This window comes from Shimia biformata (genome assembly GCF_016888515.1).
GTDB lineage: Bacteria > Pseudomonadota > Alphaproteobacteria > Rhodobacterales > Rhodobacteraceae > Shimia_A > Shimia_A biformata.
In genome coordinates this window covers 999,849-1,025,374 of sequence record NZ_JAFEJK010000001.1, presented here as the reverse complement: position 1 = coordinate 1,025,374, position 25,526 = coordinate 999,849, and the positions used below count along the sequence as shown (strand labels likewise).

Genomic DNA, 25,526 nt, shown 5'->3' with positions numbered 1-25,526 from the left:
CATCAGCGGAGCTGATTACTCGATGATCTTCGAGACGACGCCCGAACCGACGGTGCGGCCGCCTTCGCGGATGGCGAAGCGCAGGCCGTCTTCCATCGCGATCGGTGCGATCAGCTCGACCGAGAACTTCAGGTTGTCGCCCGGCATCACCATCTCGGTGCCTTCCGGCAGGATCACGGTGCCGGTCACGTCGGTGGTGCGGAAGTAGAACTGCGGACGGTAGTTCGCGAAGAACGGGGTGTGGCGGCCGCCTTCTTCCTTGGTCAGGATATAGGCTTCTGCCTCGAACTTCGTGTGCGGGGTCACAGAACCCGGCTTACACAGAACCTGGCCACGCTCGACGCCTTCACGGTCAACACCACGCAGCAGTGCGCCGATGTTGTCGCCCGCTTCACCGCGGTCCAGCAGTTTGCGGAACATTTCCACGCCGGTGCAGGTGGTTTTCGAGGTGTCGCGGATGCCCACGATCTCGATCTCGTCACCAACGTTGATCACGCCACGCTCGACACGGCCGGTCACAACCGTACCACGACCCGAGATCGAGAACACGTCTTCGATCGGCATCAGGAACGGCTGGTCAACCGCACGTGCGGGCTGCGGGATGTACTCGTCGACAGCGGCCATCAGCTCGGCGATCTTCTCTTCACCGATGTTGGCGTCGCGGCCTTCCAGCGCGGCCAGAGCCGAACCTGCGATGATCGGGATATCGTCGCCCGGGAAGTCGTACTCGGACAGAAGTTCGCGGACTTCCATCTCGACCAGCTCCAGCAGCTCTTCGTCGTCGACCTGGTCAACCTTGTTCAGGAACACGACCAGCGCCGGAACGCCAACCTGACGCGCCAGCAGGATGTGCTCGCGGGTCTGCGGCATCGGGCCGTCAGCAGCGTTCACCACCAGGATTGCGCCGTCCATCTGCGCCGCACCGGTGATCATGTTCTTGACGTAGTCGGCGTGGCCGGGGCAGTCGACGTGCGCATAGTGACGCGCGGGGGTCTCATACTCGACGTGCGCGGTCGAGATGGTGATGCCGCGTGCCTTCTCTTCCGGCGCCGCGTCGATCTGGTCATAGTCCTTGAACTCGCCGAACTGCTTCGTGATCGCAGCCGTCAGAGTCGTCTTGCCGTGGTCAACGTGACCAATCGTGCCGATGTTGCAGTGCGGTTTGCTCCGCTCAAACTTTTCCTTTGCCATAATAGTGGCTCCCTTTTTACGTTTGGGTCGACAGGGACGAACCCTGCCTGGCGTTTGGATTGGAGGGCGGGGCGAACCCCGCCATCCCGGTTATGCGTATTTCGCCTGGATCTCTTCCGAGATGTTCGACGGCACCGGTTCGTAGTGATCGAACTGCATGGTGAACTGGGCGCGGCCCGACGACATCGAACGCAGGGTGTTGATGTAGCCGAACATATTGGCCAGCGGCACGAAGGCGTTGATCGCAACGGCGTTGCCGCGCGGCTCTTGCCCGGTCACCTGCCCGCGACGCGAGGTCAGGTCGCCGATGATCCCACCGGTGTATTCTTCCGGGGTGATCACTTCGACTTTCATCACCGGTTCGAGCAGTTTCGCGCCTGCTTTCTTCAGACCTTCGCGCATGCACATACGTGCAGCAATTTCGAAGGCCAGAACCGACGAGTCGACGTCGTGGAACTTACCGTCGATCAGTGCGACCTTGAAGTCGATGACCGGGAAGCCCGCGAGCGGACCGGAGTCCATCACCGACTTGATGCCTTTTTCGACGCCGGGGATATATTCCTTCGGCACGGCACCACCGATGATGCGGCTTTCGAACGAGTAGCCTTCGCCCGGCTCGGTCGGCGAGATGATCATCTTTACCTCGGCGTACTGACCCGAACCACCCGACTGTTTCTTGTGGGTGTAGGTGTGTTCGATCTCGTGGCCGATGGTCTCACGATAGGCCACCTGCGGCGCACCGATGTTGGCCTCAACCTTGAACTCACGCTTCAGGCGGTCGACGAGGATGTCGAGGTGAAGCTCGCCCATGCCCTTCATGATGGTCTGACCGGACTCGAGGTCGGTTTCGACGCGGAAGGACGGGTCTTCGGCGGCAAGCCGCGCCAGGCCCTGGGACATCTTCTCCTGGTCGCCCTTGGTCTTGGGCTCGACCGCGATCTCGATCACCGGATCGGGGAAGGTCATGGTTTCAAGCACAACCGGATCCTTGGCGTCGCAAAGCGTGTCACCGGTGGTGGTGTCCTTGAGACCCGCCAGAGCGATGATGTCGCCAGCAAAGGCTTCTTCAATCTCTTCGCGGTTGTTCGAGTGCATCATCATCATACGACCGATGCGCTCTTTCTTGCCCTTGGTCGAGTTCAGGATCGAGTCACCCTTGTTCAGAACACCCGAATAGATACGGGTGAAGGTCAGCGAACCGACAAAGGGGTCGTTCATGATCTTGAACGCAAGGCCAGCGAAGGGCATGTCGTCGTCCGCGCGGCGGGCGATGTTACGCACCTCTTCCTCGTCGCCGGGCTTGAAGCCCATGTAGTCGACAACGTCCAGCGGGCTGGGCAGATAGTCGATCACGGCGTTGAGCAGTGGCTGAACACCCTTGTTCTTGAAGGCCGAACCACCAAGAACCGGAACGAAGGACAGCGACAGGCAGCCCTTGCGCAGCAGTTTGCGCAGGGTCGGCACGTCGGGCTCTTCGCCTTCCAGGTATGCCATCATCGCGTCGTCGTCCATTTCGACGGCGTTCTCGATCATCTTGCTGCGCCACTCGGCGGCCATGTCTTGCAGGCTTTCGCGGATCGGAGCTTTGATCCAGCTTGCGCCCAGATCTTCGCCCTGCCACAGCCATTCTTCCATGGTGACGAGGTCAACCAGGCCTTCAAGCTCGTTCTCGGCGCCGATCGGAATGCCGACCGGAACGGCAGTGGCGCCGGTGCGGTCCTCGATCATGCGAACACAGTTGAAGAAGTCTGCGCCGATCTTGTCCATCTTGTTGACGAACACCATGCGCGGAACCTTGTAGCGGTCAGCCTGACGCCACACGGTTTCGGTCTGGGGTTCAACACCGGCGTTGGCGTCCAGAACACAGACGGCACCGTCGAGAACCGCCAGCGAACGCTCGACTTCGATGGTGAAGTCAACGTGGCCGGGGGTGTCGATGATGTTCAGGCGGTGTTTCGGAGTGTCGGCGGTCTTGCCGTCCTCGGTGCGCTCCCAGAAGGTGGTGGTCGCAGCCGAAGTGATGGTGATCCCGCGTTCCTGCTCCTGCTCCATCCAGTCCATCGTTGCGGCGCCGTCGTGGACTTCGCCGATGTTGTGGGACTTGCCGGTGTAATACAGGATGCGCTCCGAGCAGGTGGTCTTGCCTGCATCGATGTGCGCCATGATGCCGAAGTTGCGGTAACGGTCGAGCGGATAGTCGCGTGCCATTGGTCTGATGTCCTTTGGAATTACCAGCGATAATGGCTGAAGGCTTTGTTCGCCTCGGCCATCTTGTGAGTGTCTTCCCGCTTCTTGACGGCGGTGCCGCGCGAGTTGACGGCATCCAGAAGTTCACCTGCCAGGCGTTCTTCCATGGTGTTTTCGTTGCGGCCACGGGCAGCACCGATCAGCCAGCGGATGGCCAGCGCCTCGCGGCGCTCGGGACGCACCTCAACCGGCACCTGATAGGTCGCACCACCGACGCGGCGCGAGCGCACTTCGACCGAGGGTTTGACGTTGTCGAGCGCTTCGTGGAAGACCTCGACCGGTGCGCGCTTGACCTTGTCTTCGACACGGGTCAGGGCGTTGTAAACAATTTTCTCTGCGACCGATTTCTTACCATCGATCATCAGGTTGTTCATGAATTTGGTCAGCACGCGATCGCCATATTTGGCGTCGGGCAGAACTTCGCGCTTCTCAGCGGCGTGACGACGGGACATCTTGGTATATCCTTCTTACTTGGGACGCTTCGCGCCGTATTTCGAACGGCGTTGCTTACGGTCTTTGACGCCCTGGGTATCCAGAACACCACGCAGGATGTGGTAACGGACACCCGGAAGGTCTTTCACACGACCGCCACGGATCAGGACAACCGAGTGTTCCTGAAGGTTGTGGCTTTCACCCGGGATATACGAAATGACTTCGTAACCGTTGGTCAGGCGCACCTTCGCAACTTTACGCATAGCCGAGTTCGGTTTCTTCGGAGTGGTGGTATAAACGCGCGTGCAAACGCCGCGTTTCTGGGGGCATTGCTCAAGGTGCTGCGACTTCGAGCGCTTGATTTTGGGCTGACGCGGCTTGCGGATCAGCTGCTGGATCGTTGGCATAGGGTCTCTTTCCCGTTTGCTTCACTTCTTGATGCGCGGAGACACCCCCGCGCGGCTTTCGACTTTTATGCAGCTTGTGCATCCACAAGCGCAAAAACCGCAATCGTTCCCATTCCGAGGCGAACGACGCGGTGTGTTCTCAGAGGGTGCGATCTTCAAAGTAGACCGGACCTTGACCACTACAGTTTTGATATCGGCACACGGGACGCGAACCCCGATCGCCGGATGTGGGGGCGTATAGGGGGAGTCGCCCGCCTTGTCAACAGCCGCCCCTGCCATGACGGGCCAGGTCCAGTTGCGTTCAGCCACGCCGCGGTGCAATGCTTGCACGACAAGTCACGGGCAGCAAAGCGGGCGGCACAGGCAAATGGACAGCAAGGACATGCAGGTGATCGGCCTTTGCCGGTTTTCCTACCCGGCACAAGGCGGGTTCCAGGTCGAGCATGACAGTGACGCCGCACGCATGGCCTATCTCTGGTCCTCCGAGCGGATGGAGGAACGGTTCCGCACGTTTCAATCCTTTACCCTGCCCGCCATGCGGGCGCAGACCGACCCTGATTTCACCTTCCTCATTGTCATCGGCGACCAGATGCCAAAGGTCTACAAGGACCGGCTGCGGGATCTGCTTGGGAACTTCCCACAGGCAGTTTTGCAGGAACATGCCCCTGGCCCGCACCGGCAGGTCATGAAGGACGCGATCAATTCGGTGCGGCAGAACCGCCCTGCCCCGTCGCTTCAGTTCCGCATGGACGACGATGATGCGGTCTCGGTACGTTACGTGGAATGCCTGCGCGAGGCGGCCCAGGACCTGCGCCAGCTTTTGCGCAAAAACCGCCACGTAGCAATTGATTTCAACCAGGGCTGGATCGCCCGGCCCGGCCCTGACGGGTTGATGGTGAAACGCACTGTGGAACCCTTATGGACCGCCGGTCTTGCCATCTCGGTCAAACCCGCCGCCCAGAACACGATCATGAATTTCGGCCACTCCAAGCTGGCCCGCCACATGCCCGTGGTCAGCTTTACCGGAGAAGACATGTTCCTGCGCGGCCACAACGACCATAATGACTCGCGCCAGAAAAAACGGGGCGTACGCCAGTTTGACCTGGCCCCAATCACCCCGGACGAGGCCGAGTTTTTCCGGCTAAACTACAATATCGACGTCGATACGGTGCGCGCGCTTTATGCCTGACGACGCGCCAACCGCGCCTCGCGCAACAGGGTAAAGACACCGGTTGCCACCACGATCGTCGCCCCGATCAAGGTCAACACCGACGGCCAGTCGCCAAACACCAGGAAACCAAGCAACAAGGCCCAGACAAGGCTGGTATAGCGGAAGGGCGCGATGAAAGACACATCCCCTGCCCGCATCACTGCCACCGCGCAGAAATACCCGGTCAAAACCAGTACCGCGGCCGAAGCAAGAAGGCTCCATTGCCGCATGTCCGGCGTGACCCATACCTCGGACCCCGAGGCGAGGAAGGCAAAGCAGGTCACTGCGACAGAGGTCGACAAGGTCACCATGATCGACGGTACCGCGCCCGACATGCGTCGAGTGATCAAGTCGCGCGCAGTGACAAAGCCAACCGAGGCAAGCGCATAAAGCGTATAGGTATTGAATCCTTCAGTGCCCGGCCTGACAATCAGCAACATGCCGCAAAACCCTATGCCAATCGCCACCATTCGCCGCCAGCCCACGGCTTCACCAAAGAACAGCGCCGAGCCAAGCGTCACTGTCAACGGAAGCACCTGCAGGATCGCCGTGACGTTTGCCAAGGGCATCTGCATCAATGCCGTCAGAAAACAATAAGTCGCGCCCATCTCGGACATCGCCCGCATCCCAACCAGCATCCAGTCCCGGCGTGGGGCGCGCAGGCGGAACCCGCCCGTCAAAACCGCCAGCAGCAGTATCAATACCGTCGCCATCGTGCCCCGATAGGCGATGATCTGCATCAACGGCAGCGACTGGCCGACCAGTTTCACCAGCGTGTCATTGACGGTGAAGGCGGCCATGCTGCCCATCATCAAGAACGCTCCGCGCATGTTTGCTGAAAGCACCGTGCCCCTCCGAAACAGAACCCGCTGACACTATCGGCGCCGCGCGTGCAGACAAGGGCCATTCTTCTTTCTTGTGCAAATACTCTCGCCAAAGGCAGAAAGGCCCCCGGCTCGATGCCGGGGGCCTTTCTATTTCGCCTTGACGAACCGTCTTATTCTTCGCGGCTTTCCGGTGTTTCGACCAGGCCGCTGTCAAAGACGTCATCGGCACCAAACTCATCCGCGGGCGCGGCAAGGGCCGCTGCGGCCTCGGCCTCTTCGCGACGGGCTTCCAGCACCACGTTGTCACGCTCTTGTGCAACACGACGCACGTCCTGCGTTGCGCCACCGGTCCCGGCGGGGATCAGGCGCCCGACGATGACGTTCTCTTTCAGGCCAACCAGCTTGTCCTTCTTGCCCTGCACCGAAGCCTCGGTGAGAACGCGGGTGGTTTCCTGGAACGAAGCCGCCGAGATGAACGACCGGGTCTGCAGCGATGCCTTGGTGATACCCAAGAGGATCGGTTCGCCCGAAGCGGGACGCTTGCCACGGGCAATCGCCTTCTCATTCGCGGCGTCGAACTCTTGCTTATCGACATGCTCGCCTTTCAGAAGCGTGGTTTCACCGCTGTCGGTGATTTCCCACTTCTGCAGCATCTGGCGGACGATCACTTCGATGTGCTTGTCGTTGATCTTCACACCTTGCAGACGATAGACGTCCTGAACCTCGTCGATCATGTAGTCAGCCAGCGCTTCGACACCCATGATGGACAGGATGTCATGCGGCGCGGGGTTGCCGTCCATGATATAGTCACCCTTCTGCACGAAGTCGCCTTCCTGCACCGGGATGTGCTTGCCTTTCGGCACCATGTATTCGACGGGCTCCATCGACTCGTCCGACGGTTCGATCGAGATGCGGCGCTTGTTCTTGTAGTCGCGGCCAAAGCGGACGTAACCATCGATTTCGGCGATGATCGCGTGGTCCTTGGGACGACGGGCTTCGAACAGTTCGGCCACACGCGGCAGACCACCGGTGATGTCCTTGGTCTTGGCGCCTTCGCGCGGGATCCGCGCGACGACGTCACCGGCTTTCACCGTCTGACCGTCTTCGACCGACAGGATGGCGTCGACCGACATCGGATAGGTGATCGGGTTGCCCTGATCGTTGCGGACCGGCTCGCCATCATCACCGACAAGGATGATTTCCGGCTTCAGCTCGTTGCCCTTCGGCGCTGCGCGCCAGTCGGTCACGATCTTCTGGGTCATGCCGGTGGCTTCGTCGGTCTCGTCGCGGACAGCAATGCCCGACACGAGGTCAACAAATTTCGCGGTGCCCGCTGCCTCGGCGATGATCGGCAGGGTGAACGGATCCCATTCGAACAGCTTGTCGCCACGGGTGACCTTCTGGCCCTCCTTGACGAACAGTTTGGAACCGTAACCCAGCTTGTGGCTGGCGCGCTCTTCACCGCCTTCGCCCTTGATCACCAGCTTCATGTTCCGGCCCATGACCAGCGGTTCGCCGGCAGCGTTTTCCAGAACGTTGGCGTTCTCGAATTCGATCACACCTTCCTGGCTGGCTTCCAGGAACGACTGCTGGCCACCCTGCGCAACACCACCGATGTGGAAGGTCCGCATGGTCAGCTGCGTACCGGGTTCACCGATCGACTGTGCCGCGATGATACCGACCGCTTCGCCGGTGTTCACCATGGTGCCGCGTGCAAGGTCACGGCCATAGCACATGGCGCAGACGCCCTCTTCCGATTCACAGGTCAGAGGCGAGCGGATGCGGGCAGATGCCACACCTGCTTCGTCGATCGCATCCGCCATTCGTTCGTCGATCAACTCGCCATGGGCGATCAGGACTTCGTCGGTACCGGGGCGCATGATGTCCTCGGCCGCGACGCGACCCAGGATACGCTCGGCCAGCGAGGCGACGACTTCACCATCGTTGACCGCGGCCTCTGCTGTGATCGCACGGTCGGTGCCACAGTCCTTTTCACGCACGATGCAGTCTTGTGCCACGTCGACCAGACGACGGGTCAGGTAACCCGAGTTCGCGGTTTTCAGAGCCGTATCCGACAGACCTTTCCGCGCGCCGTGGGTCGAGTTGAAGTATTCAAGAACGGTCAGACCTTCCTTGAAGTTCGAGATGATCGGCGTTTCGATGATGTCGCCGTTCGGCTTCGCCATCAGGCCGCGCATCCCGCCCAGCTGCTTCATCTGCGTGACCGAGCCACGCGCACCGGAGTGAGCCATCATGTAAACCGAGTTCGGCTCCATGACTGCACCATTTTCATCACGGCGGTCCGCCGAAATGGTCGACATCATCGCGTCGGTGACCTTGTCGTTGCACTTCGACCATGCATCGACGACCTTGTTGTATTTTTCACCTTGGGTGATCAGGCCGTCCATGTATTGCTGTTCGAAATCCTTGACCAGGTCGCGGGTCTCATCGACGATCGACCACTTGTTGTCGGGGATCACCATGTCGTCCTTGCCGAACGAGATGCCGGCCTTGAACGCTTCCTTGAAGCCCATGCCCATGATCTGGTCGCAGAAGATGACCGACTCTTTCTGACCGCAGTAGCGATAGACGGTGTCGATGACGTTCTGGACTTCCTTCTTGCGCAGAAGCTTGTTCACCAGTTCGAACGGCGCCTTGGCGTTCTGCGGCAGCAGCGCACCCAGCTTGACGCGGCCCGGCGTGGTCTCGAAGCGCTTGATCACCTCGTTGCCTTCCTCATCAATCTGGGGAATGCGGGCGGTGATCTTGGCATGCAGGTGAACCTCTCCGGCGTTCAGCGCGTGCTCGACCTCTTCGATCGACGAGAACGCCATGCCTTCGCCCTTCATGCCTTCACGCTCGATGGTCACATAGTAGAGACCAAGGATCATGTCCTGCGAAGGAACGATGATCGGCGCGCCGTTGGCGGGCGACAGAACGTTGTTCGTCGACATCATCAACACACGCGCTTCAAGCTGGGCTTCCAGCGAAAGCGGCACGTGCACCGCCATCTGGTCACCGTCAAAGTCGGCGTTAAACGCCGAGCAGACCAGCGGGTGAAGCTGGATCGCTTTGCCTTCGATCAGAACCGGCTCGAATGCCTGGATGCCAAGGCGGTGCAGCGTGGGCGCACGGTTCAGCATCACGGGATGTTCGCGGATCACCTCGTCGAGGATATCCCAAACCTCGGGACGCTCTTTCTCGACCAGTTTCTTCGCCTGCTTGACGGTGCTGGACAGACCCTTGGCCTCAAGCCGCGAGTAGATGAACGGCTTGAAAAGCTCGAGCGCCATCTTCTTGGGCAGACCGCACTGGTGCAACTTCAGCTCAGGACCAGTCACGATGACCGAACGGCCCGAGAAGTCGACGCGCTTACCCAGAAGGTTCTGACGGAAGCGGCCCTGCTTGCCTTTCAGCATGTCGCTGAGCGATTTCAGCGGACGCTTGTTGGCACCGGTGATGACGCGGCCACGGCGACCGTTGTCAAACAGCGCGTCCACCGACTCTTGCAGCATCCGCTTTTCGTTGCGGACGATGATGTCGGGCGCGCGCAGTTCAATCAGGCGCTTCAGACGGTTGTTCCGGTTGATCACACGGCGATAGAGGTCGTTCAGGTCCGAGGTCGCGAACCGGCCGCCATCCAGCGGCACCAGCGGGCGCAGTTCCGGCGGGATCACGGGGATCACGGTCAGAACCATCCACTCGGGACGGTTGCCCGACTCGATGAAGCTTTCGACCACTTTCAGCCGCTTGATGATCTTCTTCGGCTTCAACTCGCCAGTGGCTTCGGCCAGATCCGCGCGCAGCTGTTCGGCTTCCGCCTCAAGGTCGATCTGGGACAGCATCTCGCGGATCGCCTCGGCGCCGATATTGGCGGTGAAGGCGTCCATGCCATAGGCGTCCTGCGCGTCCATATACTCTTCTTCAGTGAGCATCTGGCCATATTGCAGGTCGGTCAGACCGGGTTCGATCACGACGTAGTTTTCGAAATACAGCACGCGTTCCAGATCGCGCAGGGTCATGTCCAGCATCAGGCCGATGCGCGACGGCAGCGACTTGAGGAACCAGATATGCGCGACCGGCGCGGCCAGTTCGATATGGCCCATACGCTCGCGGCGGACCTTTTGCAGCGTGACTTCAACGCCGCATTTTTCGCAGACAACACCGCGATATTTCATGCGCTTGTATTTGCCGCAAAGGCATTCGTAGTCCTTGATCGGGCCAAAGATACGGGCGCAGAACAGGCCGTCACGCTCGGGTTTGAACGTGCGGTAGTTGATGGTCTCGGGCTTCTTGATCTCGCCATAGGACCACGAGAGAATCCGTTCGGGCGATGCCAGCGACACCTTGATCTCGTCAAAGACCTTCGGCGGGGTCATCGGGTTGAACGGGTTGTTTGTCAGTTCCTGGTTCATTTGTGTGTCCTCAAATTCGTGCGGAAGGGATGATGGGGTAAGGGCACAAGGCCCTTACTCGTCCACCTCCGCATCCAGGAGTTCCATGTTCAGGCCGAGGCCGCGGACTTCCTTCACAAGAACGTTGAAGGATTCCGGCACGCCCGCTTCGAAGTTGTCATCGCCCTTGACGATCGACTCATAGACCTTGGTCCGGCCTGCGACGTCGTCCGACTTGACGGTGAGCATCTCTTGCAGCGTGTAGGCCGCGCCATATGCTTCCAGAGCCCAGACTTCCATCTCACCGAAGCGCTGACCACCAAACTGCGCCTTACCACCCAGCGGCTGCTGCGTGACAAGCGAGTAGGGTCCGGTCGAACGCGCGTGGATCTTGTCGTCGACCAGATGGTGCAGTTTCAGCAGGTACTTGATGCCCACGGTGACAGGACGCGCGAATTGCTCACCTGTGCGACCGTCGAACAGAACCGACTGGCCGCTTGTGTCGAACCCGGCACGCACCAGCGCGTCGTTGACATCGGCCTCTTTCGCACCGTCGAAGACCGGGGTTGCAATCGGCACGCCACGGGTGACGTTCGATGCGGCCTCGATCAGGCGGTCCTCGTCCATGTTCGAGATGCCTTCGTCATAGACATCCTCACCATACGCATGGGCCATCGCCTCGCGTACCGGGGTCAGGTCGCCCGAGCGACGGTATTCACCCAGAGCATCGTCGATCTTGATGCCCAGACCGCGTGCGGCCCAACCCATATGGGTTTCAAGGATCTGACCGACGTTCATGCGCGACGGCACGCCCAGCGGGTTCAGACAGAAATCGACCGGGGTCCCGTCGGCGAGGAACGGCATGTCCTCCATCGGCACCACTTTCGAGATCACACCCTTGTTCCCGTGACGACCGGCCATCTTGTCGCCCGGCTGCAGCTTGCGCTTCACGGCGATGAAGACCTTGACCATCTTCATCACGCCCGGCGGCAGGTCGTCGCCGCGGCGGACCTTCTCGACCTTGTCTTCGAAACGATGCTCAAGCGCGCGTTTCTGGACCTCGTACTGTTCGTGCAGGGCCTCGACAATCTGCGCGTCTGCGTCGTCTTCCAGCGCCAGCTGCCACCATTGGCTACGGGGCAGACCGCCCAGTAGTTCCTCGGTGATCTCCGACTTGGCCTTGACGCCTTTCGGACCTTTCGCAGCCACTTTGCCCAGGATCAGACCCTTGAGGCGGGCATAGATGTTGCGGTCAAGGATCGCCAGCTCGTCGTCCCGGTCACGGGCCAGACGTTCGACTTCCTCACGCTCGATCTGCAGCGCACGTTCGTCCTTCTCTACACCGTGACGGTTAAAGACGCGGACCTCGACAACGGTGCCGAAATCTCCCGGCTTGACGCGCAGAGAGGTGTCGCGCACATCCGATGCCTTTTCGCCGAAGATGGCGCGCAGAAGTTTCTCTTCCGGCGTCATCGGGCTTTCGCCCTTCGGAGTGATCTTGCCGACCAGAATGTCGCCCGGCTCAACATCGGCACCGATATAAACGATGCCCGCCTCGTCGAGGTTGCGCAGGGCTTCCTCGCCGACGTTGGGGATGTCGCGGGTGATCTCTTCCGGTCCCAGCTTGGTGTCACGGGCGGCGACTTCGAATTCCTCGATGTGGATCGAGGTAAAGACGTCGTCACGCGCGATACGTTCCGAGATCAGGATCGAGTCTTCGTAGTTGTAGCCGTTCCACGGCATGAAGGCGACGACCACGTTCTTGCCAAGCGCCAGTTCACCCAAATCAGTCGACGGACCATCTGCGATGACCTCGCCTTTCTGGACCGTGTCACCCACCTTCACCAGCGGACGCTGGTTGATACAGGTGTTCTGGTTCGAACGCTGGAACTTGCGCATGCGGTAGATGTCCACACCCGCGTCACCCAGTTCCAGATCTTCGGTTGCCCGGATCACGATACGCTGCGCATCGACCTGGTCGATGATACCAGCGCGTTTTGCCATGATCGCCGCGCCCGAGTCGCGAGCCACGATTTCCTCGATCCCGGTGCCGACCAGCGGCGCCTCGGCCCGCAGAAGCGGAACCGCCTGACGTTGCATGTTCGAGCCCATCAGCGCGCGGTTGGCGTCGTCGTTTTCAAGGAACGGAATGAGCGAAGCCGCAACCGACACCAACTGCTTGGGCGACACGTCGATCAGGTCGACGCTTTCGCGAGGTGCCATGGTGTAGTCACCGGCCTGGCGGGTGTTCACCAGCTCGTTCTCGAAGCGGCCATCGGCATCAAGATGCGCGTTTGCCTGCGCCACGGTGTGACGCATTTCCTCGGTGGCGGACATGTAGTTGACCTCGTCGGTCACCTGGCCGTCCACAACCTTGCGATAAGGAGTTTCGATGAAGCCGTATTTGTTCACGCGGGCAAAGGTCGCCAGCGAGTTGATCAGGCCGATGTTCGGACCTTCCGGCGTTTCAATCGGGCACATCCGGCCATAGTGGGTCGGGTGCACGTCGCGGACCTCAAAACCCGCACGCTCGCGCGTCAGACCGCCCGGCCCAAGCGCCGACAGGCGGCGTTTGTGGGTGACTTCCGACAGCGGGTTGGTCTGGTCCATGAACTGGCTGAGCTGCGACGAGCCGAAGAACTCGCGCACGGCGGCCGCGGCCGGTTTCGCGTTGATCAGGTCCTGCGGCATGACGGTGTCGATTTCGACCGACGACATGCGTTCCTTGATTGCGCGTTCCATGCGCAAGAGACCGACACGGTACTGGTTTTCCATCAACTCACCGACCGAGCGGACACGGCGGTTGCCGAGGTGGTCGATATCGTCCACGTCGCCCTTGCCGTCGCGCAACTCAACCAGCGCCTTGATGCAGGCAATGATGTCTTCCTTGCGCAGGGTGCGCATGGTGTCTTCTGCATCCAGCGCCAAACGCATGTTCATCTTAACCCGGCCAACGGCCGACAGGTCATAGCGTTCGCTGTCAAAGAACAGCGTGTCGAACAGCGCCGAGGCTGCCTCTACGGTGGGCGGTTCACCCGGACGCATGACACGATAGATGTCCATCAACGCGCTTTCGCGGTTGACGTTCTTGTCCGCCGCCATCGTATTGCGGATGTAGGCGCCGACATTGATGTTATCGATATCAAGAACCGGGATGTCGGTGATGCCGGCATCCATCAGCTCTTTCAGCGAACCACCGATGACTTCGCCATCCTTGTCGTATTCCATCGTCAGCTCGTCGCCGGCTTCGACATAGATCGCGCCGGTTTCCTCGTTGATGATGTCCTTGGCGACAAACTTGCCGACGATGTGATCGAACGGCACCAAGAGATCCTTGACCTTGCCCTCGTCGATCAGCGCCTTGACCGCGCGCGGGGTAACCTTCTTGCCCGCCTCGGCAATCACTTCGCCGGTCTTGGCGTCGACCAGATCAAAGGTCGGGCGAGTGCCGCGCACACGCTCGGGGAAGAACTTGGTGACCCAGCCCTTGTTCTTCTTCAGCTTGAAATCGACGGTGTCGTAATAGGCATCCATGATGCCTTCCTGGTCCAGTCCCAGCGCATAAAGCAGGGTGGTCACAGGCAACTTGCGGCGACGGTCGATACGGGCAAAGACGATGTCCTTGGCGTCGAACTCGAAGTCAAGCCACGATCCGCGATAGGGAATGATGCGGCAGGCGAACAGCAGTTTACCGGACGAATGGGTCTTGCCCTTGTCGTGGTCGAAGAACACGCCGGGCGAGCGGTGCATCTGGGACACGATCACGCGCTCGGTGCCGTTCACGACAAAGGTGCCGTTCGGAGTCATCAGGGGCATGTCGCCCATGAACACGTCCTGTTCCTTGATGTCCTTCACGGACTTTGCGCCGGTGTCTTCGTCGACATCGAACACGATCAGGCGCAGGGTCACCTTCAGCGGCGCCGAATAGGTCATGTCGCGCTGTTGGCATTCCTCGACGTCGTATTTCGGCTTTTCAAGCTCGTAGCCGACAAATTCCAGAACACTGGTTTCGTTGAAATCCTTGATCGGGAAGACCGACTGGAACACGCCCTGAATACCTTCGCCATCCGTCGGGACGGTCTGGTCGCCGGATTTCAGGAACAGGTCATAGGACGATTTTTGAACCTCGATGAGGTTCGGCATATCCAGCACTTCACGGATCTTGCCGTAATATTTGCGAAGACGTTTCTGGCCAAGGAAGGTCTGAGCCATGGTCGGTGTCACCTTTCGTTTCTCTTGCGAATGCAAACGCCGTTGGGTCACCGGCCCCGCATCCATTCGAGACGGTCGTGGTTCGATCAATTCCTGGCCACCGTCCCAAGGGTGGCCTCCCGATCCTTGAACCTCGCCTTAGGCAGAGCTTTGATGAAAAGCCCTCTCTGAGACAGGTTCGGCTGGACCCGGTAAAAACCGGATCCAGCCTGATTTTTCCGTCCGGGGACAGTCCCCGGCGACGATTACTTGAGCTCGACTTCGGCGCCAGCTGCTTCCAGCTTGCCTTTGATCTCTTCTGCTTCGTCTTTCGAAACGCCTTCTTTGACAGCCTTGCCGCCGGCTTCGACCAGCTCTTTGGCTTCTTTGAGGCCCAGGCCGGTGATGCCGCGGACTTCTTTGATGACGTTGATTTTCGAAGCGCCAGCCGATTTCAGGATGACGTCAAACTCGGATTTTTCTTCTTCGGCTGCACCGCCGGCGTCACCGCCTGCTGCGCCTGCAACCATGACAGCACCGCCGGCGGCGGGCTCGATGCCATACTCGTCTTTGAGGATGGTTTTCAGTTCTTGTGCTTCCAGCAGGGTCAGACCAACGATCTCTTCTGCCAGTTTTTTCAGATCAGCCATTTTAGACTCTTTCCGTTTTACAAAGTGTGTTCCAACGTCGGGCGTTCACCCATGACGCGGTTCCAGGGTTGCTTACGCAGCCTCTGCCTTTTCCTCGATGGTAGACAGGATGGATGCGATGTTCGAAGCAGGTGCGCCAATGGCGCCAGCGATGTTCGAAGCAGGTGCGCCGATGCAGCCGACGATCGAGGCAATGAGTTCCTCGCGCGAAGGCATTTTCGACACGGCTTCGACGCCGGCACGGTCAAGAGCGTTCTCGCCCATTGCACCGCCAAGGATTTCAAACTTCTTGTTTTCCTTGGCGAAGTCCTCGGCGACCTTGGCTGCTGCCACAGGGTCCTCGGAATAGGTCAGAACGGTCATGCCCGAGAGGTATTGAGCCACACTTTCGCAGGGCTTGCCCTCAAGGGCGATCTTGGCGAGCCTGTTCTTGGCGACGCGAACCGATGCTTCCGCGCCACGGGCGCGGGCGCGAAGGTCCTGCATCTCTGCAACCGTGAGACCGGCGTAGTGGGCTACCACAACGACGCCAGAGCTTTCGAAGATCTGGCCGAGTTCCTCGACCACTTTCTCTTTCTGGGCTCTATCCACAGTTTCACTCCAAATTTGGGAAGCTCACGCCCCCCGGCTCTTATTCACCGGTTTCCCGGCATGAAGTCCGTTTACGGGGCATCGCCAATATCACCCGAGAGCCGAAGCCCGCGGTAAAATCTGGGTCTTTCCCGTCTCAGGCAGGAGATTAAGGGGCAAGCCCCACCCACCGTCTTGGACGAAACGAAACAAAGCGCACGACGAATCGCACGCTTTGCTTCGAGGGTTATTTAGGCGATGGAACACAGGTTTCCAAGGGGTAAAACGACCGCACCAGAATTTTACCGCCCGACGGCGCGCACAGTAAGGAATACACGACCCCGATGTCCAGAGTTTCGACTTGGACACATGCGCCCGAAACGCTAGCTTTGGGCCACCGTCACTTTGCGACACATAAACAGACAGACCATTTGCTGCGACTGCGGGCAAAAAAACGCTTTGTATCACGAGGTATTGATATGAAAACTCTGCTTCTCTCATCGGCTCTGGCACTTCTGGGCCTGTCAGCCTGGGCGGAAGACGCCACATTGATCACGGGGGCCCGCATTTTTGACGGCGTCAACCCCGACCTGATCGAAGGGCAGGACATCCTGATCGAAGATGGGATGATTGCCGCCATCGGCGCGAACCTGGACGTTCCCGCTGACGCGGTCACCATCGACGCCGAAGGCCGGGTGATGACGCCGGGCTTCATCGACATGCACTATCACCTCAGCCTGTGTTCCGTCCCGGTCATGGACATGGCCGGCTCTTACGCACCGGACCTCGACTATATCGGGATCAAGGCCGCCCAGGCCGCAGAGGATGCGCTGATGCGCGGTTTTACCAGCCTTCGTGATGTGGGCGGTGCGTCCTGGGGGGCGAAACTGGCCGCCGACCGCGGCGAGATCGCCGGGCCCCGCGTCTGGCCGTCGCTGCGTGCGATTTCGCAGTTCGGCGGACATGGCGACGCTAACCCCCGCTTCATGAATCCGCGTGAATTCGGCGGGCCGGAAAACAACCTGGAACGGCTGCAATACAGCCGCATCGTCAATGGCCGCGACGACGTTCTGGCCGCGGCGCGGGAAAACCTGAAACGCGGCGCGAGCCAGATCAAGATGCACCTTGCGGGGGGCGTCGGGACCGAGTTTGACCCGATTGACGGACGTCAGTTCATCAAGGAAGAGATCGAAGCCGCCGTCGAGGTCGCCGCCGGATTCGGCACCTATGTCACCGCCCATGTCTACACCGTGGATGGCATCAAACAGGCAATCGAGGCCGGTGTCCGTTCGATCGAACATGGCAACCTGATCGACGAGGAAATCGCGGTCATGATGGCCGAGAATGACATCTGGCTCAGCCCGCAGGTTCTGGTCTATCGCACCTTCTCGCCCGACCTGGGCCCGGTGCGCCTGGCCAAGGGCAAGATGGTCGAGGCCGGGCTGGACAGCATGTTCTCGCTGGCCAAGAAGCACGGGATCAAGATCGCCTTCGGCACGGATGTCGTGGTCAACCCGCAGGCCTGCGCCGATCAGAACAAGGAATTCGCAGCGCGGCTTGACTGGTTCACCCCTGCCGAGATCCTGACCCAGGCCACCGCCAATTCGGGCGAGTTGCTTCAACTGTCCGGGGACCGCAGCCCCTATCCCGGCGTCGTGGGCCAGTTGGTCGAAGGTGCGCATGCCGACCTTTTGCTGATCGACGGCAACCCGCTGGACGACATCTCGATCCTGGAAGACCACGCCAACGTGCTGGATCTGATCATGAAGGGCGGTGTGATTTACAAGAACACGCTGAACTGAAGCTGACCGATGCTTGAACTGCGCACATTGCTGCGTCTGCAAACCGTGTTTGCGGCGCTGTCGCTGGGCTACCTCGTCATCAGCCTGCTGCGGCGGGAAATGACCGGCGAGGCACTCAGCGCCGCGGCCATCGGCCCGTCGATCGCCATGTTCATCGCCTATCTCGGCGTGCTTTACATAGGCAAGATCGGCAAGGTCGACTGGTATCGGTTGGGCATGATCCCGGCGTTGGTGCTGTTTGGCGGCGGCGGCGTGATCGCCAATGTCCTACGCTTCATGGACAGCGGGCTTGAGAACTACGCCTCGAACTCGGCCTTTGCCGTCGCGGTCGCGATCAACGGGTTCGGGACTGTACTGAACTTCATCGCGTTGCTGGGGCTGTTTCGAACCGCCCCCTCCACCGACTGAACACGCGACGGGAAGCTGAAAACCAAAAGGGGGCGCTGACGGGCGCCCCCTTTTTTTTGCACGCGCAGCTCGTATGAGTTTCGCCCCCCCAACCTCTTATGAGAAGCCCATGCCAAGCAAAATGTGCATGACCTTGTGTTTTGACACTCATGCAGCCATTTTGCGCCTTTGTTTGTTTTTTGGGATCAAAACATGATCGGATACACAACCGTTGGAACCAATGATTTCGAACGCGCCCTTCTATTCTATGACGGTCTGTTTGCCGAAATGGATGTGCCGCGTCTTTGGCTGCATGGGGATATGGCCGCTTGGGGCAAGTCGCACAGCGAACTATCTTTCTGCATTACGAGGCCCTTTGACAAAAAGAGCGCCGCGCCGGGCAACGGCACTATGATCGCCCTGCGGATGCCGGATCGGGAAACCGTGATCCGAGTTCACGCAAAGGCCATTGAGTTGGGTGGCACCTGCGAAGGGGCGCCGGGGCCGCGCGGGGAACATGGGTTCTTTGCCGGGTATTTTCGCGATCTCGACGGCAACAAGTTAAATGCCTACGTCCCCGGCTAATCTGACCGCAAAACAAGACCGGAAAACAAAACAAGACCGGAAAACAAAGAGGGCGCCCCAATCGGGACGCCCCTGATTCTTTGCCTGAAACGCAGATTACTGCGCAGCGGCGTTGTCAACCGAGATCGTGACGCCCGGGCCCATGGTCGAGCTCAGCGCGATCTTCTTGACATAGGCGCCTTTTGCACCGGTCGGCTTGGCTTTCAGAACTGCGTCCATAAAGGCGCGCACGTTCTCGACCAGCTTGGCTTCGTCGAACGAGGCCTTGCCGACACCGGCGTGAACCACGCCAGCTTTTTCGACTTTGAACTGGACTTCACCGCCCTTGGCGTTCTGCACGGCTTGCGCCACATCCATGGTCACGGTGCCAACCTTCGGGTTCGGCATCAGGTTGCGGGGACCAAGCACCTTACCTAGACGACCGACGACGGGCATCATGTCCGGGGTCGCGATGCAGCGATCAAACTCGATCTTGCCGCCCTGGACGGTTTCCATCAGATCCTCGGCACCAACGATGTCGGCACCTGCGGCCTGGGCTTCTTCGGCTTTCGGGCCACGGGCGAAAACGGCGACGCGAACGGTCTTGCCGGTGCCGTTGGGCAGACCGACCACACCACGGACCATCTGGTCTGCGTGGCGCGGGTCAACACCCAGTTGCACGGCGATTTCGACGGTCTCATCGAACTTCGCGGTGGCGTTTGCCTTCACCAGTGCGACGGCTTCCTCGACGGTGACGTTTTCCTTGCCGGCGACGGCTTCGCGGGCTGCGGCGGTGCGCTTACCAAGTTTTGCCATCTTACTTCACCTCGATGCCCATGGAACGCGCCGAGCCGACGATGATCTGCATTGCAGCGTCGATGTCGTTTGCATTCAGGTCTTTCATTTTCGCTTCGGCGATCTCTTTCACCTGCGCGGCGGTCACCGACCCCACGGTCTCGCGACCTGGGTTGTTGGCGCCCGACTTCAGCTTGGCGGCCTTTTTCAGGTAGTAAGACGCGGGCGGCGTCTTGATGTCCATGGTGAAGGACTTGTCCTGATAATAGGTGATCACGGTCGGGCACGGCGCGCCGGGCTCCATGTCCTGCGTCTTGGCGTTGAACGCCTTGCAGAATTCCATGATGTTGATGCCGCGCTGACCCAGCGCAGGGCCGACGGGCGGCGACGGGTTGGCCTGACCTGCAGGAACCTGCAGCTTCATCGTACCAGCAAGCTTCTTAGCCATTTGGTTTTCCTTTCAACGTAGACGGAACGCGTTCCGCCCGGTTTATGTTGCGTGGTCCGATCCGGGGTCGCGACCCCTGGGATCTCCCACGAGAGAATCTCGCCCGAAGACGATCCGCGCCGTTTACGCGGGTTTGCGGGGGTTGGCAAGGGGCAAGAACTGTCGGTATCAACACTGCTGTCGCGTACAGGAAACTGCCGGAACAGCGTTCAAGAAAGCAAGTCAGCGCGTAGATGTTTCCACTCAATCCACAAACGGTTTTGCTTTTGGTGTTGATCGGCGTTGCCTTATCCGCGTCTTTGGCCGTGCTGTCTGGTTGGCGCGGACGCTTCGGGTTTCTAATACTTGCCGTCGCCCTGCCTTATGGCTTTTTGTCCAGCAACACTCCTGAAGGCGAATATGCCTTTCTCGGCTATTTATTTGTTGCTGGCCCCGCAATCATCGCCTTTGTCATTGGGGCGTCTGTCGCTGGTCTTTCACTTTGGGTCGGCCTTCCTCCTCGCAGGTTTATTGCCGCTGCCATTTGTGCAGCATTTGCGGGTGCGGGGCCTGTTCTCTGGCACCAATACGCACCCGAAGCATGCAGGACAGCGACTCTTCAAATCCAAGTAAGCGGTGAAAAACTGCACGTGCCGGTCGACATGCAACCGAGGCTCGACAAGGGTGATGATACAGTGATTTTTGGCAACCTGGACAGAAAGACCGGATTTGCCAAATACTGTCGACTGAGCGGCAGTGGCGCACGACCGGTCGACGTGGACTCAATTCGGATTAATCTGAAGGAATTGAACAGAGACATGCACGACATCTGTCGTGCAGGCGGACCGGACAGCTGGTGTCAGATATACTCCAGCGATACACACCGCCATGCCCTAAGGGTCATGATCGCCCCACAATCGCGCCTGCTTTTCCTTCAAGCTACTGGCAAGAGGAAAGCTCCATCGAGAAGGATCGAGAGGGCGATCTGAATGAAGGTTCGGTTTGTCTTTTAAATGGCCCAGGTCGCGCAAGGGAATGCTGGTCTTGGCAACCATTTGGAAACGACGCACGCATGACGATGGAGTGGGATAGTTTTTATCGCGAAAATGGGCCTGTACCAGTTGACATGGTGCGCATGTACCTGCGGGAAGCACGCCAAAGAGTTTTGAACAAAATCTCCACCGCCCAGCGCTGATTGCTGAACTTGTAGCAAACACTCGCTTGTTCTGGACCGGCTTTCTCAAGGCAGGTCCGGCCAATACCCGCTCAAACCCACCGCCTGACATTTCGCCTGTACTGCGCATACCCGTCACCCAGCGTCTCTTCCAGGAACCGTTCCTCTGCCATCGCCTGCCTAACAACCGCCACCACGCCGACAACCAAACATACACTCGAAAACAGTGTCGGCAGCGCCAGCCAAAACCCGACCTGCGCTACGATCACACCGAGAAAGGCGGGGTTGCGTGAGTATCGGTAAGGGCCACGGATGCAAAGTGTGGTGGGCCCGACTTCGTCAAATCCCGACTGCCAGCCGCGACCCAGTGCAAAGTGGCTGACCAGAGCCAGCCCGAAACCCGCAGTCAGCAGCGCAGCGCCAAACAGGATCACGCCATCTTTTTGCAGCGGGGCAATTGGCCCAAGGTACAGATCGACGGACGGAACGAACACACGCAGCACACACGTACCCCAGATCAGCCCCCGGAAGAAACGGAACACCATATGATTCCACCATGTCCCGCTGAATCTCGATCCGGGATGCACGACCTCGGTCCTCCCCTTTTGTTTGAGCAGGAAGATCCGAGTCGTGTAGAACACCGCGACAAAGGTGAAAAATACCGCCAGGTACAGGCGCATTGCGTCAGAAACTGTGGTCAAATGATCCATTGCGAGGTCAACGCCATATCTGCAGCCAGCTAGACTACGGGCTGGTTTTGGGTCCACGACCACTGTAACCGCGCCAGAAGTTGAAACAAGCCAATAACTTAGCCACGTCACCCGCAGGAAAAGAAAACGCCGCCCCAATGGGACGGCGCTCTGGACTCTTAAGTTGAAGCAGGCTCAGGCCTGTTTGGTGACCTGCGTATATTCCAGTTCGACCGGGGTTTCGCGGCCAAAGATCGACACCGACACCTTCAGGCGCTGGTTGTCTTCGTCGACTTCCTCGATCATGCCGTCGAAATCCTCGAACGGGCCGTCGTTGACCTTGACCTTTTCGCCCACTTCGAACGAGATCATCAGCTTCGGCGCTTCCTCGCCTTCCTGGACGCGGCCCAGGATGCCCTGGACCTCGGCGTCGCGCATCGGCATCGGGCGACCTTGCGGGCCAAGGAAGCCGGTAACGCGGTTGATCGAGTTGATCAGGTGATAGCCCTGGTCCGACATCTCCATCCGCACCAGAACATAGCCCGGCATGAAGCGGCGTTCGGTCGTGACCTTCTTGCCGCGACGCACCTCGATCACTTCTTCGGTCGGCACCAGAACTTCTTCGATCTGGTCCTCAAGGCCATTTTCAATGACCGAGGTCCGGATCTGTTCGGCGACCTTCTTCTCGAAATTCGAGAGAACACTGACCGAGTACCACCGTTTCGCCATAGAGCCGTTTTTCCCGTTCCTGCCGGCGTTGCGCCGGGTCTTTAATTCCATTGCCCGGATCGGGCGCTTCCGAAACAAAAAATCGGCGCGCAACTCGAATCGCCGCACGCCATGTATGGAAGTAGGCTGTCGTCTAACGGTGAACGGATGCGAATTCAAGGGGGCCGGGCAAGTTTGTGCCGGATCGACTTGACTATCAGCGCGCGCCAACTGACGTGTGGACCAACGGGAATCGCATGCTAAGGTCGCGGCAATTGCTGCCAATCCCGACGGGTGCCTGACAACGTGCGCTATTCGATCTCGCTCACTTCGATCCCGACCCGGTTCGCGTATCTGCCTCAGACCGTGGCAAGCCTCTTGGCGCAGGATCCTGCCCCCGACACGGTGACCGTTTACCTTCCGCGTCACTATCGTCGTTTCCCAGATTACGACGGCACCTTGCCGGATTTGCCCGAGGGCGCCAGCGTCACGGTTATTGAAGAGGATTTGGGCCCGGCGACGAAACTTCTTCCAGCCCTGGCCGAAAGGCGTGGCACCAGGTCGGAAATCCTGTTCTGCGACGACGATCGGATTTACCCGCCTGGATGGTCCGCCCGGTTTGCCAAAGCGCGCAGGGCGCATCCAGATGCCGCCATTGCACTTGCCGGGCGTCGGTTCGCGTCGCGATCGCTGGCCAATGGCCACCGCACCCCGACCCCTTGTGCAAAATGGCGCAAACGCTGGCAGGATCCGCACTACCTGTTCACAGATCTGCGCTGGCATTTGTCAGGCAAACCTGGCCCCGAACCCACAAGACGGGAGGTCAGCCGCGCCGGGTATTGCGATATCTTCCTGGGGTATGGCGGCGTGCTGGTGCGGCCAGAGTTCTTTGGCGACCTCAGCGGCGGCGCGCCTGCCCCCTGTTTCGTGGTCGATGACATCTGGCTTTCAGCCGAACTGACCCGCGCCGGCACGCCGATCTGGGTCTTCGACAATGCCTATGAGCCAGTCCACACCTCAGCGCACCGTACCGACGCATTGTTCCTGTCGCGCTTCATGGGAATGGCCCGACCGGACAGCAACATGGCCTGCGTTCGTCACTATCAAGACACCTATGGCATCTGGTGACGACGCAAATCTGGTCAGGTAACATGTTCAGGCGGCCAAACGGACCGTCCGCAATTGGTCCGGTTAGCCGAACAGCCCAAGAATGCCCTGAAGCCCCGAACGGATCAGGATATCCACCAGCGCAAAGAAAGTGGCAGTCAGCGCGGCCATGATGAACACCATGACGGTGGTCAGGAACACTTCGCGGCGGGTCGGCCAGACAACTTTCGAAACTTCTGCACGGACCTGCTGGAGAAATGTAAGCGGATTGGTTTTGGCCATGACTTTCGTCTTCTTTGGGATCGATCAGACGCTGACATACGCGGGGACGCGGGCGAATTCAAGCCCGCGTGTCCTGCTGTCGTGTCCTGCCAGCTTCAATAGATGAAATAGAGGTAGTAGACCACCCAGAGGACCAGGATCGTCAAAGCACCGTATCGGGTCTTTCTGCTTTTCTGACGCCGTGGCGCCAGATGTGACAGGTCCATGCCGTGATATTGGTGCCACGTGCCCTGCCCTGCAGGAGCATAGGACGGCGTATCATAATAACGCACGCGAACCGGCTCGGGCGCTTTGCGGAACCTCTCAAGCCACCCCATCAAAGAAAACGAACGCCATTTCTTTCTTCGGGGTCTCTGTTGTTCGTCCAATTCATCCGCCAAAACCCGCCGGTGTTCCGGCGGTTTGGGAGGGTTCTTGCGGTCCTGTTCGATCAATTCGCGGATCGCGTCCATCGTCTCGGGTGACACGTCCTGATCGGACGGAAGAAAGTCCTTACCGTATTCACGGGCAGGTTTTCCGTCGACGCCGACTACACCTTGCCGTTTACTCATCTCCAAAACCTCCACACTCCTGTCACCTGACAGGTATGATCCCCCAATAGGTCCTGAATGATCATGGCAGCGATCGGACCCATCTGCGATTTTGCAAGATGGCATTTTCTGGGAAAATTCTGGGTTTTTGATGGCTTTTGTGGGGCGGAAACAGGGCGGACTTGGCAGCCCGCTAATCGGCCGGATTCAGAAATCCCAACAAAAACAGGGGCCAGCGCACGTCACGTGCTGGCCCCCAAACTAAGTTAGGCGGAATCTCGCGTGTCTCAGTCGCGGATTTTCATCGGGAAACCGATCAATCTCCGAAACACGGCGATCTCGTGCTTCCAGAGTCTCAGGAAGCGTCGCCACAAGAACAGGCCCCCATCGCGCGCGCGCTCCGGCCCCAGAAGCGTTGCCGTGATCAGAAACAGGAAAAGGCCAATCACGGCGAACTGAACCGTGACCTCGGGTGCGCGGGCCGCCAGGTAGATCAAAAGCACCAATGCGGCTAGCCGCGGCCGAGGCGCGCGCGCCTCCAGATGTGCCCAGCGCCGACGTTCGGCCGCCTCGATTTCGGCGTCCGAGGCACCTGCCAGGTCGGGTGCGTTGCGTCTCATCACCCGCTCGACCTTGGACAGTTCCGACTCTTCGGGCGGCTCGTTCGAAATACCATGCTGCAATCGCAGCTCGGCCTGCAACAAAAGTGCCCGGTCATCCGGTTCTGGTGGCAGCTTTGGCCGTCCACGCGACATCAGTTGCGACGCCGCGCGTTGCATTTTGAAAGCGGATGGTTTCCAGCTTTGACCCATTTCATATCCCTCGCATCCACTCGCGCGAGGCGCGATTGGTTAAGGAAGGATTAAAAAACGGGGATTTGGACAGCTTTTCGAAGCAACCGCGGCGGAACCAAGATTGTTTTGCGGCAATTCCCGGTCAAGG

At 59.5% G+C, this 25,526-nt stretch carries 22 protein-coding genes; 6 read left to right on the top strand and 16 right to left on the bottom strand.

Translation table 11 applies throughout. The features are described 5' to 3' along the window. Positions 1 to 15: 15 nt before the first annotated feature. From tuf to rpsL, 4 genes are all read right to left on the bottom strand, one after another. Complete coding sequence (tuf, locus tag JQ863_RS04940; protein WP_204113182.1) at positions 16 to 1,191, bottom strand: elongation factor Tu; 1,176 nt, start codon at positions 1,189 to 1,191, stop codon at positions 16 to 18. A 90-nt stretch (positions 1,192 to 1,281) separates the two neighbouring features. Beyond that, a complete protein-coding gene (gene fusA / locus JQ863_RS04935) occupies positions 1,282 to 3,399 on the bottom strand; it encodes an elongation factor G (RefSeq protein WP_204113202.1) in 2,118 nt (705 codons plus the stop codon). 20 nt (positions 3,400 to 3,419) lie between these two features. Then, positions 3,420 to 3,890: a 30S ribosomal protein S7 gene (rpsG, locus tag JQ863_RS04930; RefSeq protein ID WP_204113201.1), complete on the bottom strand. Its 471-nt coding sequence runs from the start codon at positions 3,888 to 3,890 to the stop codon at positions 3,420 to 3,422. Positions 3,891 to 3,905: 15 nt separating this feature from the next. Then, the gene (gene rpsL / locus JQ863_RS04925) at positions 3,906 to 4,277 is read right to left on the bottom strand and encodes a 30S ribosomal protein S12 (RefSeq protein WP_054000841.1); all 372 of its coding nucleotides are present in this window, start codon (positions 4,275 to 4,277) and stop codon (positions 3,906 to 3,908) included. 367 nt (positions 4,278 to 4,644) lie between these two features. On the opposite strand from rpsL, the gene JQ863_RS04920 reads away from it, so the two are divergent. Next, on the top strand, positions 4,645 to 5,466 hold the full coding sequence (locus JQ863_RS04920; RefSeq protein WP_239113210.1) for a putative rhamnosyl transferase: 822 nt from the start codon (positions 4,645 to 4,647) through the stop codon (positions 5,464 to 5,466). On the opposite strand, the gene JQ863_RS04915 is transcribed toward JQ863_RS04920, so the two are convergent. From JQ863_RS04915 to rplJ, 5 genes are all read right to left on the bottom strand, one after another. After that, positions 5,457 to 6,317, bottom strand: coding sequence for a DMT family transporter (locus JQ863_RS04915; protein ID WP_204113200.1), 861 nt, complete (start codon positions 6,315 to 6,317; stop codon positions 5,457 to 5,459). The two genes, JQ863_RS04920 and JQ863_RS04915, sit on opposite strands and share 10 nt — an antisense overlap. Positions 6,318 to 6,484: 167 nt before the next feature. Then, positions 6,485 to 10,729, bottom strand: a complete 4,245-nt coding sequence (rpoC, locus tag JQ863_RS04910; protein ID WP_204113199.1) for a DNA-directed RNA polymerase subunit beta' — start codon at positions 10,727 to 10,729, stop codon at positions 6,485 to 6,487. Positions 10,730 to 10,783: 54 nt separating this feature from the next. Then, positions 10,784 to 14,920 (bottom strand): DNA-directed RNA polymerase subunit beta, encoded by a 4,137-nt coding sequence (rpoB, locus tag JQ863_RS04905; RefSeq protein ID WP_204113198.1) that lies wholly within the window; start codon positions 14,918 to 14,920, stop codon positions 10,784 to 10,786. A 245-nt stretch (positions 14,921 to 15,165) separates the two neighbouring features. Next, positions 15,166 to 15,549 (bottom strand): 50S ribosomal protein L7/L12, encoded by a 384-nt coding sequence (rplL, locus tag JQ863_RS04900; RefSeq protein WP_204113197.1) that lies wholly within the window; start codon positions 15,547 to 15,549, stop codon positions 15,166 to 15,168. A gap of 72 nt (positions 15,550 to 15,621) precedes the next feature. After that, the gene (gene rplJ / locus JQ863_RS04895; protein ID WP_204113196.1) at positions 15,622 to 16,140 is read right to left on the bottom strand and encodes a 50S ribosomal protein L10; all 519 of its coding nucleotides are present in this window, start codon (positions 16,138 to 16,140) and stop codon (positions 15,622 to 15,624) included. A gap of 458 nt (positions 16,141 to 16,598) precedes the next feature. Between rplJ and JQ863_RS04890 the strand changes: the two genes are divergently transcribed. From JQ863_RS04890 to JQ863_RS04880, 3 genes are all read left to right on the top strand, one after another. Next, the gene (locus tag JQ863_RS04890) at positions 16,599 to 17,921 is read left to right on the top strand and encodes a metal-dependent hydrolase family protein (RefSeq protein WP_204113195.1); all 1,323 of its coding nucleotides are present in this window, start codon (positions 16,599 to 16,601) and stop codon (positions 17,919 to 17,921) included. 9 nt (positions 17,922 to 17,930) lie between these two features. Beyond that, entirely contained in the window at positions 17,931 to 18,329 is a 399-nt protein-coding gene (locus tag JQ863_RS04885; RefSeq protein WP_204113194.1) for a hypothetical protein, read from the top strand. A 192-nt stretch (positions 18,330 to 18,521) separates the two neighbouring features. Next, positions 18,522 to 18,893, top strand: coding sequence for a VOC family protein (locus JQ863_RS04880; RefSeq protein ID WP_204113193.1), 372 nt, complete (start codon positions 18,522 to 18,524; stop codon positions 18,891 to 18,893). Between the two features lie 96 nt (positions 18,894 to 18,989). On the opposite strand, the gene rplA is transcribed toward JQ863_RS04880, so the two are convergent. Together rplA and rplK are read right to left on the bottom strand one after the other, a co-directional pair. Further along, a complete protein-coding gene (rplA, locus tag JQ863_RS04875; RefSeq protein WP_204113192.1) occupies positions 18,990 to 19,688 on the bottom strand; it encodes a 50S ribosomal protein L1 in 699 nt (232 codons plus the stop codon). Between the two features lies 1 nt (position 19,689). Continuing rightward, positions 19,690 to 20,115, bottom strand: coding sequence for a 50S ribosomal protein L11 (gene rplK / locus JQ863_RS04870; RefSeq protein ID WP_204113191.1), 426 nt, complete (start codon positions 20,113 to 20,115; stop codon positions 19,690 to 19,692). Between the two features lie 233 nt (positions 20,116 to 20,348). Here rplK and JQ863_RS04865 point away from each other — a divergent pair, with 233 nt between their 5' ends. After that, on the top strand, positions 20,349 to 21,083 hold the full coding sequence (locus JQ863_RS04865) for a hypothetical protein (protein WP_204113190.1): 735 nt from the start codon (positions 20,349 to 20,351) through the stop codon (positions 21,081 to 21,083). 277 nt (positions 21,084 to 21,360) lie between these two features. Here the strand turns inward: JQ863_RS04865 and JQ863_RS04860 are convergent, their stop codons facing one another. Next, positions 21,361 to 21,948 carry a methyltransferase family protein gene (locus tag JQ863_RS04860; protein ID WP_204113189.1) on the bottom strand — a complete coding sequence of 196 codons (588 nt, stop codon included), beginning with the start codon at positions 21,946 to 21,948 and terminating at the stop codon, positions 21,361 to 21,363. Positions 21,949 to 22,152: 204 nt separating this feature from the next. Beyond that, the gene (gene nusG / locus JQ863_RS04855) at positions 22,153 to 22,686 is read right to left on the bottom strand and encodes a transcription termination/antitermination protein NusG (RefSeq protein WP_204113188.1); all 534 of its coding nucleotides are present in this window, start codon (positions 22,684 to 22,686) and stop codon (positions 22,153 to 22,155) included. 273 nt (positions 22,687 to 22,959) lie between these two features. Here nusG and JQ863_RS04850 point away from each other — a divergent pair, with 273 nt between their 5' ends. Continuing rightward, positions 22,960 to 23,793, top strand: coding sequence for a glycosyltransferase family A protein (locus JQ863_RS04850; RefSeq protein WP_204113187.1), 834 nt, complete (start codon positions 22,960 to 22,962; stop codon positions 23,791 to 23,793). Between the two features lie 63 nt (positions 23,794 to 23,856). Here the strand turns inward: JQ863_RS04850 and secE are convergent, their stop codons facing one another. From secE to JQ863_RS04835, 3 genes are all read right to left on the bottom strand, one after another. Then, the gene (secE, locus tag JQ863_RS04845) at positions 23,857 to 24,054 is read right to left on the bottom strand and encodes a preprotein translocase subunit SecE (protein WP_204113186.1); all 198 of its coding nucleotides are present in this window, start codon (positions 24,052 to 24,054) and stop codon (positions 23,857 to 23,859) included. Positions 24,055 to 24,149: 95 nt separating this feature from the next. Then, positions 24,150 to 24,605 carry a YolD-like family protein gene (locus tag JQ863_RS04840; protein WP_204113185.1) on the bottom strand — a complete coding sequence of 152 codons (456 nt, stop codon included), beginning with the start codon at positions 24,603 to 24,605 and terminating at the stop codon, positions 24,150 to 24,152. Positions 24,606 to 24,871: 266 nt separating this feature from the next. Beyond that, complete coding sequence (locus JQ863_RS04835; RefSeq protein WP_204113184.1) at positions 24,872 to 25,363, bottom strand: hypothetical protein; 492 nt, start codon at positions 25,361 to 25,363, stop codon at positions 24,872 to 24,874. Positions 25,364 to 25,526 lie beyond the last annotated feature (163 nt).